The sequence below is a fragment of the Duganella sp. LjRoot269 genome (genome assembly GCF_964254095.1).
GTDB classification, from domain to species: Bacteria; Pseudomonadota; Gammaproteobacteria; order Burkholderiales; family Burkholderiaceae_D; genus Rugamonas; species Rugamonas hordei.
Window position 1 is genome coordinate 6239114 of sequence record NZ_CAXUSL020000001.1, and the last position, 14072, is coordinate 6253185.

Below are 14072 nucleotides of genomic sequence, written 5' to 3' on the forward strand. Positions count from 1 at the left end.
ACATGGCGGGGAATCGGATTGCTGGAATTTCTATTGGCGGCGCGCTCGCGCTGAGCTGTCTGGCCGCTGCGGCCGCCAATCCGCCCGCCGGGCCGACGCTGGATGCCTGCGACGGGCCGTTTGCCACCGTCCTGCGGCAGGCCTCCGCCGCCGACGCGCGCGCCTACTGGCTCAATCGCCAGTTGATCAAGTGGCCGGGCGCCGATGCCGCCGGTGGCGCTTTCAAACTCTATTACTCGTCTTCCGCATCGCTGCATGCGACGCCCGGCGCACGCGTGTCCGGTGCGGACGGCTCGCTGGCGTTGGCGCACTTCGATGGCGGCCTGCCGGCGGATGCCGCGCAGCGGTTCAAATTTGTCGGCAATGGCGCGGTGCTGGCCCTGGCGCCTGCCGACGGAGCGCGCCTCGGCGGCGTGCTGACGCGGCAGGTGATGCTGGTACACGAGGCCGACGACGGCACCGTGCGCGATGCCACCACGCTGCAAATCGCCGGCGCGCTGGACGACCTGTATGCCGGCGCCGCCAATGCGCGCGATCTCGGCGTGACGGTCGGCGCGGCGACCGGCTTCAAACTTTGGGCGCCAACCGCGCAGCGCGTAGCGCTGTGCACCTACGCCAGCGGCTCCGGCAAGGCCAGCGCCATCACCGCCATGCAACGCGACGACGCCACCGGCATCTGGTCCGCGCGGCTGCCTGGCAACCAGTCCGGCCACTACTACCAATACCTCGTGGACGTCGTCGCGCCGTCAGCAGGCCTAGTGCGCAACCTCGTCACCGATCCCTACTCGATCAGCCTGACCACCGATTCCAGGCGCAGCTACATCGCCAACCTGAACGCCACCAGCTTGAAGCCCGCCGGTTGGGACAAGACGCCAGCCCCGAAAAAAGTCGCCGCCCAACCCGACATGACAGTCTACGAACTGCACGTGCGCGACTTCTCGATCAACGACAGCACCGTCAGCGCCGCGCACCGCGGCAAGTACACGGCCTTCACCGAGGCCGGCTCCAACGGCATGAAGCACCTGGCAGCGCTCAGCAAAGCCGGCATGACCGACATCCACCTGCTGCCGGTGTTCGACATCGGCAGCGTGCCGGAGCAAGGCTGCGCCGTGCCGGACGTTGCCACCCTGCCCGGCCTGAAACCGGACGGCGAGGAGCAGCAGGCGCTGGTCGCAAAAACCCAGTCCGCCGACTGCTACAACTGGGGCTACGATCCGTACCACTACAACGCCCCCGAAGGCAGCTACGCCACCGATCCCTCCGACGGCGCCAAACGCATCGTCGAATTCCGCCAGATGGTGCAGGCGCTGCACAAGACCGGCCTGCGCGTCGGCATGGACGTGGTCTACAACCATACCTTCATCGCCGGCCAACACGAGAAATCCGTGCTGGACCGCGTGGTGCCCGGCTACTACCACCGCCTGAACGCCAAGGGCGAGGTCGAACGCTCGACCTGCTGCGACAACACCGCCACCGAAAACCTGATGATGGCCAAGCTGATGATCGACTCGGTCGAACAGTGGGCCGTTCAATACAAGATCGACTCGTTCCGCTTCGACCTGATGGGCCACCAGCCGCGCGCCGCGATGGAGCAACTGCAGGCCCGCGCCGACCGCGCCACCGGCCGCCACGTCAACCTGATCGGCGAAGGCTGGAACTTCGGCGAAGTGGCCGACGGCGCGCGCTTCGTTCAGGCCTCGCAGTTGTCGCTGAACGGCAGCGGCATCGGCACCTTCAGCGACCGCGGGCGCGATGCGGTGCGCGGCGGCGGCGCGGGCGACAGCGGCGTGCAGATGATTACCCAGCAGGGCTACATCAATGGCCTGGTGTACGACGCCAATGCGCAAGCCGGCGCCCGTCCCACCGTCGACCTGCTGCACGCGGCCGACCTGGTCAAGGTGGGCCTGGCCGGCTCGATCCGCAGCTACCCGCTGACCACCGCCGATGACCGCACCGTCGCGCTGCAGGACATCGTCTACGGCGGCAACCAGCCGGCCGGCTACGCCAGCGAACCGGGCGAAGTTGTCAACTACGTCGAGAACCACGACAACCAGACGCTGTTCGACATCAATGTCTTCAAGCTGCCGCTGGCCACCACCAGCGCCGAGCGCGCGCAGGTGCAGATGCTGGGCGCCGCCATCAACGCCTTCAGCCAGGGTGTGGCTTACTTCCATGCCGGCTTCGACATCCTGCGTTCCAAATCGCTGGACCGCAACAGCTTCGAGTCGGGCGACTGGTTCAACCGCCTGGACTGGAGCTACCAGGACAACTACTACGGCATCGGCGTGCCGCGCGAGGAAGACAACGGCAAGGACTACGCCCTCATCAAACCGCTGCTGCGCAACGCCGCCATCAAGCCGTCGCCGAAAGACATCGCCTACGCGCGCGACGCCTTCCGCGACCTGCTGGCGATCCGCTCCAGCAGCACGTTGTTCCGCTTGCGCACCGCCGCCGACATCAAGCAGCGCCTGCGCTTCCACAACACCGGCAGCGGCCAGGTGCCGACAGTGATCGTCGCGCACCTCGACGGCGCCGGCTATGCCGGAGCCAATTTCAAGTCCATCACCTACCTGATCAACGTCGACAAAGTCGCGCAACGCGTCACCGTGGCGGAAGAGAAAAACCGCCGCTACCAGCTGCATCCCGTCCACACCAGCATGGCCGCAGCGGACAAACGCGTGGCCTTGGAAGCCAAATACGACAAGGCCTCCGGCACGTTTGCAATTCCGCCACGCAGCGCCGTGGTCTTCGTGGAAAAGTAGGAAAGACCATGCTATCTTTTCGGCTCCCTATGGATCCGGAAAGAGATCATGATGAACCGCCTCCCCGCCGCGCTACTCCTCCTCGCCTTGGGCGCCTGCGGCGGCGGAGGCGACTACACCACACCGGCCAACCACGCGCCGGTGGCCATCGCCGGCCCGGCACAAACCGTCCCGGCGGGCAGCTCGGTCAAGCTGGCCGGCAGCGGCACCGATGCGGACAAGGACATCCTCGGTTATTCGTGGACGCTGACCAAACCGGCGGGCAGCACCGCGACGCTGCTGAACTATCACGTCGCCACGCCTACCTTCTTTGCCGACCTGCCCGGCGCCTATGCCGCCACGCTGATCGTCAACGACGGTACGCTTGACAGCGTGCCGTCCACCGTTACCATCACCGCGCAGTAGCGCGCTGCGAAAGCAACTCGATCACGGCCTTGGCTGTCGCCTCCGCCGAGGCCGGATTTTGTCCCGTGACCAGGTCGCCGTCGATGACGACATTTGGCGCCCAGGACGTTCCCGCCTCATATGCGGCTCCCGCCGCACGCAAACGGTCTTCCAGCAACCACGGCGCATTATCCGCCAGCCCCACTTGCGTTTCTTCGGCATTTGAGAACGCCGTGAGCTTGCGACCTTTGAAAGTCCAGCTTGCGGCGTCCCCGGCCGCCAGGAAGCTCGCTTGACCGTGACAGACCGCCGCGACGACTTTGGCAGGATGGTTCAGCGCCTCGGCGAGAATTTTGCCCACGCCGCCATGGACCGCCAGGTCTTGCATCGGGCCGTGGCCACCCGGAACAAAGACTGCGTCGAAATCCCCCACATCGAGATCCGCAACCCGGGCAGGAGCACGGAGCGCGCTGCCATGCAAATTCAGATACGCCGAAATGGCGGCTACCTTGGCGGTGTCGCCATTGTTCGCTTCAGGGCTGAGACTCAAGCCATCAACAACGGCAGGCGAGCCTTCCGGCGTGGCTATCGTGATGCTCACACCGGCGTTGGAAAATATTTGATGCGGCACGACGAACTCTTCGCCCCAAAAGCCGCTGGCGCGCTGACTGCCGTCTTTTTGGGTCCACGAAGTTGCGCCGGTAAGAATAAAAAGTACTGAAGACATATTGATCTTTCTAACATGGGTTGCAAGAGGAATTCAGTATGCTCACAACCCAGTGTTGCGTAAATGAAGACAGTACGATTTCAGAATTCCTCAAACCGGAATACCGTAGAATATGGAATTCCCTATTCCACCCGGACTGCGAATGAACAAGCTCGAAACACTGCGCATCTTTGGCATCGCTGCCGACGCCGTCAATTTTCGCGACGCGGCGACGCGGCTCGGCGTTTCCCCTCAGGTGGTCACGCGCGTGGTCAAGGAACTGGAAGCGGAATTTGGTGAGCTGCTGTTTCATCGAAATACAAGAGGCGTGCGCCTCACCGGCTTCGGTGAAAAACTGGCGCTCAAGGCGGCTGGCGCGGTTGCGGGCATTGACGAGATATTTTCGGATCAAAGGCTCAACGTCACGCAGGACATCGCGGGCACGGTCAGGATAGCGGCGCCCAGTGTGCTGGGCCGCCGGTTTATCAGCCGTCAGTTGGCGCCGATACTCGCCGTCCATCCTGGTCTTCGAATTGACTTGCGGCTTTCTGAAGTTTCCGCTGATGTGGTTGAAAGGCAAATTGACGTCGGCGTTCGTATTGGCCATATACGCGACAGCCGCTTCGTGGTACGCCGGGTTTCGCCAGCATCGCTGTATTTCGTCGGCGCTCCAGCGCTGATCGATCGATTGGGCCGGCCCGGCAACGAGGAAAAACTATTGCGCGGTCCTCTGACCGTGCTCATAGACAGAAATACCGGCATGCCCTGGCCATGGATGTTCAAGGGCGGGCGCGAACAGGTGCCGTCGGACCCGGTATTTGTCACCGATGATCCGGAAGCGGAATGCGAGGCCGTACTGGATGGCATAGGCTTCGGCCAACTTCCGGGCCATCTCGCCTTACGCCATTTGCTCGCCGGGCGGCTGGTCTCGGTCCTGGACAAGTCGAGGCCTGCTCCTGCATCGATCTATGTGTATCGCCCGCAAAGAACGCCGGTGCCGGCGCGCGTCAGGCTGATCTTCGACGCATTGTGCGCCATCCTGGCCGAATGCGAGGATAGCTCTGCTACACTGGAATGACGCCAGTCATCACCGCCCAGGATATGAAACTGCATACGCTCGCTCTGCCCGCCCTCTTATTTGCGCTGACCGCTGCGGCCGCGCCCATCACCGATCCCGTCGAGTGGATCAATCCCCTGATGGGCACCGCCAGCAAGCCGGAACTCTCGAACGGCAACACCTACCCGACCATCGCGCTGCCGTGGGGGATGAACTTCTGGACGCCGCAGACCGGCAAGATGGGAAACGGCTGGGCCTACACCTACGACGCCGACAAGATCCGCGGCTTCAAGCAGACGCACCAGCCGTCGCCGTGGATGAACGACTACGGCCAGTTCGCCATCATGCCTGTCACCGGCAAGCTCAGATTCACGCAGGACGACCGCGCCAGCTGGTTCTCGCACAAGGCCGAAGTGGCCAAGCCCTACTACTACAGCGTCTACCTGGCGGACGCCGATGTGACCACCGAAATCGCGCCGACCGAACGCGCCGCGCAGTTCCGCTTTACCTTCCCCAAGACCGACGAAGCCTGGGTGGTGGTGGACGCCTACGACAAAGGCTCGTACATCAAGGTGATCCCGGCCGAGCGCAAGGTGATCGGCTACAGCACGCGCTACGCGCGCGGCCCGCTGCCGAAGAACTTCAAGAACTGGTTTGTCATCACCTTCGACAAACCATTCGCCTCCACCCGCATCTGGAGCGGCGACAAGCTGGCTGGCGACATGATGGAGCTGGCCAGCGACCATAGCGGCGCGGTGCTCGGCTTCAAGACCGAAAAAGGCGAGAAGGTCGGCATGCGCGTGGCCTCCTCCTTCATCAGCGCGGAACAGGCGGAACTGAACCTGAAGCGCGAACTGGCCACCGACAGCTTCGACACCACCGCGCAAAAGGGCAAGGAAGTCTGGAACAAGACGCTGAGCCGTATCAGCGTCGAAGGCGGCAGCGTCGACCAGACGCGCACCTTCTATTCCAGCCTGTATCGCATGCTGTTCTTTCCGAACAAGCTGTACGAGATCGACGCCAACAACCAGATCGTCCACTGGAGTCCCTACAACGGCCAGATCCTGCCCGGCTATATGTTTGCCGGCACCGGCTTCTGGGACACCTTCCGCGCGCTGTATCCGTTCCTGAACCTGATGTACCCATCGATCAATCGCGAGATGCAGGCGGGCCTGGTCAACGACTACAAGGAAGGCGGCTGGCTGCCCGAGTGGTCCAGTCCAGGCCTGGCCAATGTCATGATCGGCAATAACTCGGCGTCGGTGGTGGCCGAGGCCTACGTCAAGGGCCTGCGCGGCTACGACATCGACACGCTGTGGCAAGCGCTGAAGCACGGCGCCGACAACGAAGGCCCGATGACTGCCGTCGGCCGCGCAGGCGTCAAGTACTACAACGAGTTGGGCTACGTGCCCTACGACGTCAAGATCAACGAGAACGCCGCGCGCACGCTCGAATACGCGTACGACGATTTCGCCATCTACCAGTTGGGCAAGGCGCTCGGCAAGCCGCAATCGGAGATCGGCATCTACAGGCAGCGCGCGATGAACTACAAGAAGCTGTTCGATCCGGAGACTGGCCTCATGCGCGGCAAGAACCGGGACGGCAGCTTCCAGTCGCCGTTCAATCCATACAAATGGGGCGACGCTTTCACCGAGGGGAACAGCTGGCACTACACCTGGTCCGTATTCCAGGACGTGAACGGGCTGGTGGACCTGATGGGCGGCCGCGACAAGTTCGTCGCCAAGCTCGATCAGGTCTTCACGCTGCCGCCGACTTTCGATGAAAGCTATTACGGTGAAGTGATCCACGAGATCCGCGAAATGCAGATCGCGAACATGGGGCAGTACGCGCACGGCAACCAGCCCATCCAGCACATGATCTACCTGTACGATTACGCCGGCGCCCCGTGGAAGACCCAGTACTGGGTGCGGGAGGCGATGAACCGCCTGTACAAGGCCACGCCGGACGGCTACTGCGGCGACGAGGACAACGGCCAGACCTCGGCCTGGTATGTGTTCTCGGCGCTGGGCTTTTATCCGGTCACGCCGGCGGTGCCGCAATACGTGGTCGGCGCCCCGCTGTTCAAGAAGGTCACGCTGAAGCTCGAGAACGGCAAGACGGTGGTCATCAACGCGCCGGCCAACAGCGACAGCAAGCGCTATGTGAACGCGCTCAAGGTCAACGGCAAGCCTTATTCGAGGAATTGGCTGGACCATACTAGCTTGATGCAAGGCGCAATCCTGGATTTTGACATGGCCGAAAAGCCCAATATCCGCCGCTCCACCTCTGCCGCCGACGCGCCATACTCCCTGTCGGCCGATCCGCAACACTAGTCAATTGTGATCGAGCAATGAACCGGAGACCGTGCTATGCTATGTCTTTCCTTTCGGCAATTTAAATCATAAGTTGCGCCCCGGGAGCCCCACCCCGCTCCCGCTGCAGTCCTCCAGTGCCCAGTCCCGCATTGAATAGCCCTTGTCAGAGAACCGCGTTACCACGCAAAGACCAGATCATGACTATTTCTTGCACACTCGCCGAAGCACGCCGCATGGACGCGCTCAATAAATTGAACCTGCTGGACACGCCGCCCAGCGAAGCCTTCGACCGCATCACGCGCATGGCGGCCCGGCTGTTCGACCTGCCGATCGCCGCCGTGTCGCTGACCGACGCCAACCGCCAGTGGTTCAAGTCGCGCGTGGGCGTCGAGCACACCGCCATCCCGCGCATGCGCGCCCCCTGCGGCAGCGTGGCCGACAGCGGCGACCTGCTGGTGGTCCCCGACCTGCTGGAAGACGAATATTTTCGCGACAGCCCGCTGGCCGCCAGCGGCGTCCGCTACTACGCCGGCGCGCCGCTGACCACCGCCGACGGCCACTGCCTGGGCGCGATGTGCGTGCTGGGCATGCAGCCGCGCCAGACCACGCCCGACGAGATCAGCGCCTTGTGCGATCTGGCCAGCATGATCATGTCGCAGATCGAATTGCAGCACGCGCTGGGCCGCATCGATCCGCTCAGCGGCCTGCCGAACCGCAACCAGTTCATGGAAGACTTCCAGGACCTGCAGTACGACCGCCCGGCCGGCGAACAGCGGCTGGCGGTGCTGATCAACCTGTCGACGCCCGACCAGCTGGGCCATGCGGCGCGCGCGATGAGTCCCTCCTATCTCGACGAACTGGTGACCGACGCCGCGTGTTGGCTGCGCGCGATGGCGGGTGCGGGCCGCATCGTGTACCAGGTGTCGAGCACCCAGTTCGCGCTGATCGCGCCGCCCGGCGCGACGGTCGCCACCTATGTGCCGCTGCTGGAGCAGAAAATCGCCCAGGCACAGTGCATCGCCAAATCGCGCTACGTGGCCACGCCCATGGTCGGCGTGGCGCCGTTCGAAGTGGGCGCCTCCGATTGCCTCAGCGTGCTGCGCCAGGCGCAGAGCGCGGCGCAGGATGCGATCGACACGCCCACCCATATCGCGGTGTATTCGGAAGCGGAGGATGCGCGCTACCGCCGGCGCTTTGCCCTGCTCAACGATTTCGGCGCGGCGCTGGAAAGCCCCGGCCAGCTGCGGCTGGTGTTCCAGCCGCGCATCGACCTGATCACCGGCATGTGCACCGGCGCCGAAGCGTTGCTGCGTTGGCAGCATCCGACGCTCGGCGCGGTGGGGCCGGCGGAATTCATACCGGTGATCGAGCGCTCCGGCATGGCGCAGGCCACCACCGCCTGGGTGCTGGCGTCGGCGATGCGCCAGCAGCGGCTGTGGCGCGACCAGGGCTTGATATTGCAGCTGTCGGTGAACGTGTCGGCGGCCAATCTGCTGGAACCGGATTTCGCCGCCGCGCTGGAAGCGGGCTTGCGGCAGCATGGCCTGGAGGCCGCCTGCATGGAGCTGGAGATCACCGAAAGCGCCATCATGGCGCAGCCGGTCAAGGCCCACGCGATGCTGGAGGCCATCGCCGCCACCGGCGTGCGGCTGGCGATCGACGACTTCGGCACCGGCTACAGCAGCCTGTCGTATCTGCAGCGCATGCCGGCCGACGTGGTCAAGATCGACCAGTCGTTCATCATCGGCCTGGAGGACGACACGCGCAAGCAGGCGCTGGTGGCCACCATGATCACCTTGTCGCAGGATCTCGGCCTGCGCGTGGTTGCCGAAGGCGTGGAGTTCGACGAGGTGCGCACCTTCCTGACGCTGGCAGGTTGCGACGAAGCGCAGGGCTACTTGTTCGCCCGGCCGATGGAGGCGGAAGAGTTAACCGGCTGGTGCGCCTCTTCCGCTCCCGCCATTACTCCTGGCCGATCAGCACCGTCGCATTACGCGTTCCAAATGTGACGCCGCCGCCTTTGACCACCGCAGTCTTGCCGGAGTAGTAGTCCTTCACCTTTTGTCCGTTGGCGAACACGCCGTGCAGGTCGATCTTCGCCGGCTTGTCGGTCGGCAGGTCCAGCGCGACCACCACCTTGTCGTGCAGCGCGCCCTGGTCGTAGGTGCGCTTGAAAACATAAGGCTTGGCCTGCAGCTGCTGGTGCACGCCGGCGCCGACCGCCACGTGGGCCTTGCGGAACAAGCCGATCCTGGCCCAGTGCGCGCGCACCTCGGCGATCTTGTAGCCGTCGCGTTCGACGTTGCGCTCCAGCTCATCCCAGTTCATGAAGGAACGCAGCTTGGCGTCGCCCACCGCCTCGGCCACGTCCAGCTTGCGCGCGGTTTCGTCGCCGTAGTAGATCTGCGCGGCGCCCGGCGCCAGCAGCAGCTTGTTGGCGCTTTCAAAAGGCTTTTTGCGCGACGCGTCGAACGGCTTGTCGAAGTCGTGCGAGTCCAGGTAGTTCAGCACCGAGTAGCCGTCCAGCGCGCCGCCATGCAACTGCCTCGAATAAGCGCTGAACAGCGATTCGTAGTCATTCTCCGCGTCGTACACCAGTCCGAAATTAATCAGGCTGTTGAAGCCGTTCTGGTAGTAATTGAAGGCCTGCCCGCCGCCCAGGTCGAACATCTGGCCTTGTGCGATGTTGTAGTTGAAGACTTCCGCCGTCATGTAGAACTTGTCGTCGCCGAGTTTCTTGTCCGGATTGGCGCGCTTCCAGTCGTCGAAGGCCGCGTCGGCCACGGTGCGCAGCTCCTTCCAGACCTTGGCCTCGACGTGCTTGACGGTGTCTGCGCGGAAGCCGTCGACGCCGTATTTGCGTATCCAGTCCGTATGCCATTTCATCAGATAGTAGCGCGGTGCGCGCGGATAGCCGGTGCGGGCGAAGAACTCGTTCAGCTCTTTCACTTCGCGCTCGAAGCGGCCTTCGCGCTGCCACTTCGCCGCCAGGTTTTCCGGCAGCTCCACCGGCGTGTCGCTGTCGGTGCGGAAGTCCGGCAGGTTCTTCACCAGCGTGCACTCGATGGAGGTCTTCGCGTCCTTGTAGGTGCACTGCGGTCCGGTGCGGACCCAGTCGTCCGGCCATACGTAGTCGGTCTCCGTTACCGGTCCGGTCTGGTTCATCACCACGTCCAGCAACACGCGGATGCCGTGCGCGTGCGCGGCTTCGACGAAATTGCGGAAGTCGTTTTCCGTGCCCAGGTTGGCGTCGACGGTGGTGAAATCCTTGGCCCAGTAGCCGTGGAAGCCGTAGGACTTGCCGGTGCCTTCATCGGTGCCTTCATGGATCTGCTCCACCGGCGGCGTAAGCCAGATCGCCGTCACGCCAAGGCTGTCGAAATAGCCTTCGTTGATCTTGCTGGTGATGCCGGCCAGGTCGCCGCCCATGAAGCCGCGCAGCGGACCCGCGTCCGCCTTGCGGCCGTAGGCCAGGTCGTTGCCGGTAAAGGCGTTGTTGAAGCGGTCGGTCAGCAGGAAATAGACAGTGGCGTTCTCCCACAGGAATGGCTTGGCCGCCGGCGCGGTGGCGGACGGCTTGGCCGCCATCGCCGGGGAATACGCGGCGCCGAGCGCCAGTGCCAGAGTCATTGCGAGGGGAGTCAATTTCATGCTGTCGTCCTTATGGTTTTATGTGGTGACGGTCGGACGCGCTCGTCCGGTCCATCCGGTTATGCCGCCGACCTGCTCGGCGATCAGTATCAACGCCGCCAAGGCCTGCTGCGTCGGCAAATGGTGATAAGTAGGATCGGCTTCGTAGCGCTCCAGATAGACGCGCAAGGTCGCCCCTTCGGTACCGGTGCCGGACAGGCGGAACACGATGCGCGAGCCGTTGGTCATGACGATGCGTATGCCCTGCTGCCGGGCCACCGAGCCGTCGACCGGATCGGTGTATTCGAAATCGTCGGCCAGGGCGACCACGTAATGGCCCAGGTCCTGCCCCGGCAGCGTGGCCAGCTTGATGCGCAGGGAAGCCATCAGCTCATTGGCCGCGTTGGTTTCCACCGCCTCGTAGTCGTGGCGCGAATAGTAGTTGCGGCCGAAGCGCGCCCAGTGTTCGCTCACCAGCTGCTCAACCGACTTGCCGCTTGCGGCCAGCAGGTTAAGCCAGAACAGCACCGCCCACAGGCCGTCCTTCTCGCGGATATGGTCGGAGCCGGTGCCGTAGCTCTCTTCGCCGCACAGCGTGGCCTTGCCGGCGTCCAGCAGCGTGCCGAAGAACTTCCAGCCGGTCGGGGTTTCGTAGGCGGGGATGCCCAGCGCCTCGGCCACGCGGTCGGCCGCCTGCGAGGTCGGCATCGAACGGGCGATGCCTTTCAGGCCGTCGCGGTAGCCCGGCGCCACGGTCGCATTCGCGGCCAGCACGGCCAGGCTGTCCGACGGCGTGACGTCGAACTTGCGGCCGACGATCATGTTGCGGTCGCCGTCGCCGTCGGATGCGGCGCCGAAGTCCGGCGCATCGTCGGCGGCCATGATGGCGATCAGCTCGGCGGCGTTGACGGGGTTCGGGTCCGGATGGTGGCCGCCGAAATCCTCCAGCGGCACGCCGTTGATGACGGTGCCGGCCGGCGCGCCCAGCATGCCTTCGAGGATGGCCTTGGCATACGGACCGGAGACCGCGTGCATGCCGTCGAAGCACATGCGGAAGCCGCCGCCGAACAGTTTGCGGATCGCCTCGAAGTCGAACAGCTTCTGCATCAGTTCCGCATAGTCGGCGACGGAGTCGATCACTTCGACCTCCATCTGCTCGATGCGCGTAACGCCGATGCGATTGAGGTCGACGGCGGCGGCGTCGCTGATGCGATATTCGGTGATGGTCTCGGTGCGCTGGTAGATCGCCTCGGTCACGCTTTCCGGCGCCGGGCCGCCGTTGGCGATGTTGTACTTGATGCCGAAGTCGCCATCCGGTCCGCCCGGGTTATGGCTGGCCGACAGCACGATGCCACCCAGCGCGCCATGCTTGCGGATCACGCAGCTGACGGCCGGCGTCGACAGGATGCCGCCCTGCCCGACCAGCACCTTGGCGTAGCCGTGGGCGGCGGCCATGCGCAGGATGGTCTGCACGGCGTCGCGGTTGTGGAAGCGGCCGTCGCCGCCCAGCACCAGCGTCTTGCCGGCGCAGTCGCCCAGCGTGTCGAACACGCTTTGCACGAAGTTTTCGAGATAGTGCGGCTGCTGGAAGACCGTGACTTTTTTCCGCAGACCGGAAGTCCCCGGCCGCTGGCCAGGGAAGGATTTGGTGTTGACCGTCTGAATGCTCATGTTCGCTCCGCGTAGGGTGGTGACAGATTTACTGCAACGGTTTTACCTGTTCCGGCAAAATCGCGTCGCACAAGTAACTTGTCTCACGAACAATATTACATCAATGGCCGGCCGGTTCTGCGTTATCGCGCACGGCCAGCGTCAACACGCCCGCCACCACCATGCACACGCCGCCCAGCATCAGCGTCTTGACGGTATGGCCCATGAACCAGTGTTTGGTCACAAACCCCAGCAGCACGCCGCTGACGATTTGCGGAATGACGATGAAGAAGTTGAACACGCCCATGTAGTAGCCCATCCGTTTGGCCGGCAGCGCCCCGGCCAGGATCGCGTACGGCATGGTCAGGATCGACGCCCAGGCGACGCCCACGCCGATCATCGGCAGGTACAACATGCTCAGGTCGTGGATGGCGTAGATGCTGAACAGGCTGACGCCGCCGATCAGCAGGCAGCTCATGTGCACGAACTTGCGGCTGGTCTTGCGCGCGAGGACGGGCAGGATGAACGCGGCCAGCGCCGCCACGCCGCTGTACACGGCGAACATCACGCCGACGCGGTTGCCCGCTTCCTGGAACGCGGCCGATTGCGCGTCGGTGGTGCCGAACACGTTTTCGCCGATGGCGGAGGTGGTGTAGATCCACATCGCGAACAGCGCAATCCAGGCGAAGAACTGCACGGCCGCCAGCTGCACCATGGTCTTCGGCATCTTGGTGAAGCCGCCGAGGATCTCGGCGAAGGCGTGGCCCAGGCCCTTGCTGCGCTGCTGCTCGGAGCGGAACGCGGCCAGGTCGTCCGGCGGCGTTTCCTTGACGGTGACCACGGTCCACAGCACGGCCAGCATGTAGATGGCGCCGCCGGCGTAGAACGAGTAGCGCACGGTGTCGGGAATGGCGCCGTTGACCGGCACGTTGCTGACGCCGAGGACATCGGCGAAGATGGTCGGCAGCAGCGAGGCGATCACCGCGCCCCAGCCGATGAAGAAGGTCTGCATCGCGAAGCCGGCGGTCTGCTGCGATGGCCCCAGCTTGTCGCCGACGAAGGCACGGAAAGGCTCCATCGACACGTTGATGGCACCGTCCATCAGCCACAGTACGGCGACGGCCATCCACAGCGCGGTGGAATTGGGCATCAGGAACAGCGCGATCGACGCCAGCAAGGCGCCGACGAAGAAGAACGGACGGCGGCGGCCCCAGGTCGGGTGCCAGGTGTTGTCGCTCAAATAGCCGATGATGGGCTGCACCAGCAAGCCGGTGACCGGCGCGGCCAGCCAGAACAGTGACAAGTCGTCGGGATTGGCGCCCAGCGTGGAGAAGATGCGGCTGGTGTTGGCGTTTTGCAGCGCGAAGCCGAATTGAATGCCGAAAAAGCCGAAGCTCATATTCCATAACTGCCAGAACGACAGTATGGGCTTGCTGCTGGATGGTTGCATGCTGCGGGTCCCCGATTATTTGAATTTGTAGCAAAATAACACGGCACCCCATCAGTGTCAATTGAAAGAATTACCCAGTAAAATAAAGGCTTAAGGCCATCCCAGGGACCGAATTTTG

Annotated in this window: 9 protein-coding genes; 5 read left to right on the forward strand and 4 right to left on the reverse strand. The window is 63.8% G+C overall.

Annotated features, from left to right (window positions below):
- The first annotated feature begins 2 nt into the window (after window positions 1–2).
- Together pulA and ACSQ3S_RS27955 are read left to right on the forward strand one after the other, a co-directional pair.
- The gene (gene pulA / locus ACSQ3S_RS27950) at window positions 3–2762 is read left to right on the forward strand and encodes a pullulanase-type alpha-1,6-glucosidase (RefSeq protein ID WP_436144406.1); all 2760 of its coding nucleotides are present in this window, start codon (window positions 3–5) and stop codon (window positions 2760–2762) included.
- 48 nt (window positions 2763–2810) lie between these two features.
- Entirely contained in the window at window positions 2811–3167 is a 357-nt protein-coding gene (locus ACSQ3S_RS27955) for a PKD domain-containing protein (protein WP_436144407.1), read from the forward strand.
- On the opposite strand, the gene ACSQ3S_RS27960 is transcribed toward ACSQ3S_RS27955, so the two are convergent.
- Complete coding sequence (locus ACSQ3S_RS27960) at window positions 3154–3873, reverse strand: type 1 glutamine amidotransferase domain-containing protein (protein ID WP_436144408.1); 720 nt, start codon at window positions 3871–3873, stop codon at window positions 3154–3156. The two genes, ACSQ3S_RS27955 and ACSQ3S_RS27960, sit on opposite strands and share 14 nt — an antisense overlap.
- Window positions 3874–4015: 142 nt before the next feature.
- On the opposite strand from ACSQ3S_RS27960, the gene ACSQ3S_RS27965 reads away from it, so the two are divergent.
- The 3 genes from ACSQ3S_RS27965 to ACSQ3S_RS27975 all read left to right on the forward strand — a co-directional run bounded on the left by ACSQ3S_RS27965 (window position 4016) and on the right by ACSQ3S_RS27975 (window position 9233).
- Window positions 4016–4930 carry a LysR family transcriptional regulator gene (locus ACSQ3S_RS27965; RefSeq protein WP_176652755.1) on the forward strand — a complete coding sequence of 305 codons (915 nt, stop codon included), beginning with the start codon at window positions 4016–4018 and terminating at the stop codon, window positions 4928–4930.
- The gene (locus ACSQ3S_RS27970) at window positions 4927–7242 is read left to right on the forward strand and encodes a GH92 family glycosyl hydrolase (RefSeq protein WP_436144409.1); all 2316 of its coding nucleotides are present in this window, start codon (window positions 4927–4929) and stop codon (window positions 7240–7242) included. Before ACSQ3S_RS27965 ends, ACSQ3S_RS27970 begins: the two co-directional genes overlap by 4 nt.
- Window positions 7243–7421: 179 nt before the next feature.
- Window positions 7422–9233, forward strand: coding sequence for a sensor domain-containing phosphodiesterase (locus ACSQ3S_RS27975; protein WP_436144410.1), 1812 nt, complete (start codon window positions 7422–7424; stop codon window positions 9231–9233).
- On the opposite strand, the gene ACSQ3S_RS27980 is transcribed toward ACSQ3S_RS27975, so the two are convergent.
- The 3 genes from ACSQ3S_RS27980 to ACSQ3S_RS27990 all read right to left on the reverse strand — a co-directional run bounded on the left by ACSQ3S_RS27980 (window position 9187) and on the right by ACSQ3S_RS27990 (window position 13954).
- Window positions 9187–10875 (reverse strand): alpha-amylase family glycosyl hydrolase, encoded by a 1689-nt coding sequence (locus tag ACSQ3S_RS27980; protein WP_436144411.1) that lies wholly within the window; start codon window positions 10873–10875, stop codon window positions 9187–9189. The genes ACSQ3S_RS27975 and ACSQ3S_RS27980 overlap by 47 nt on opposite strands.
- Window positions 10876–10893: 18 nt before the next feature.
- A complete protein-coding gene (locus ACSQ3S_RS27985) occupies window positions 10894–12525 on the reverse strand; it encodes an alpha-D-glucose phosphate-specific phosphoglucomutase (RefSeq protein WP_176652751.1) in 1632 nt (543 codons plus the stop codon).
- A gap of 100 nt (window positions 12526–12625) precedes the next feature.
- Window positions 12626–13954, reverse strand: a complete 1329-nt coding sequence (locus tag ACSQ3S_RS27990; protein WP_436144412.1) for an MFS transporter — start codon at window positions 13952–13954, stop codon at window positions 12626–12628.
- Between the last annotated feature and the right edge of the window lie 118 nt (window positions 13955–14072).

Excerpts from the sequence above, each read along its gene's own strand:
- ACSQ3S_RS27975 (WP_436144410.1), top strand. The coding sequence starts at position 7,422 with ATGACTATTTCTTGCACACTCGCCGAAGCACGCCGCATGGACGCGCTC.
- ACSQ3S_RS27960 (WP_436144408.1), bottom strand. The coding sequence starts at position 3,873 with ATGTCTTCAGTACTTTTTATTCTTACCGGCGCAACTTCGTGGACCCAA.
- ACSQ3S_RS27985 (WP_176652751.1), bottom strand. The coding sequence starts at position 12,525 with ATGAGCATTCAGACGGTCAACACCAAATCCTTCCCTGGCCAGCGGCCG.
- pulA (WP_436144406.1), top strand. The coding sequence starts at position 3 with ATGGCGGGGAATCGGATTGCTGGAATTTCTATTGGCGGCGCGCTCGCG.
- ACSQ3S_RS27970 (WP_436144409.1), top strand. The coding sequence starts at position 4,927 with ATGACGCCAGTCATCACCGCCCAGGATATGAAACTGCATACGCTCGCT.
- ACSQ3S_RS27965 (WP_176652755.1), top strand. The coding sequence starts at position 4,016 with ATGAACAAGCTCGAAACACTGCGCATCTTTGGCATCGCTGCCGACGCC.
- ACSQ3S_RS27980 (WP_436144411.1), bottom strand. The coding sequence starts at position 10,875 with ATGAAATTGACTCCCCTCGCAATGACTCTGGCACTGGCGCTCGGCGCC.
- ACSQ3S_RS27955 (WP_436144407.1), top strand. The coding sequence starts at position 2,811 with ATGATGAACCGCCTCCCCGCCGCGCTACTCCTCCTCGCCTTGGGCGCC.
- ACSQ3S_RS27990 (WP_436144412.1), bottom strand. The coding sequence starts at position 13,954 with ATGCAACCATCCAGCAGCAAGCCCATACTGTCGTTCTGGCAGTTATGG.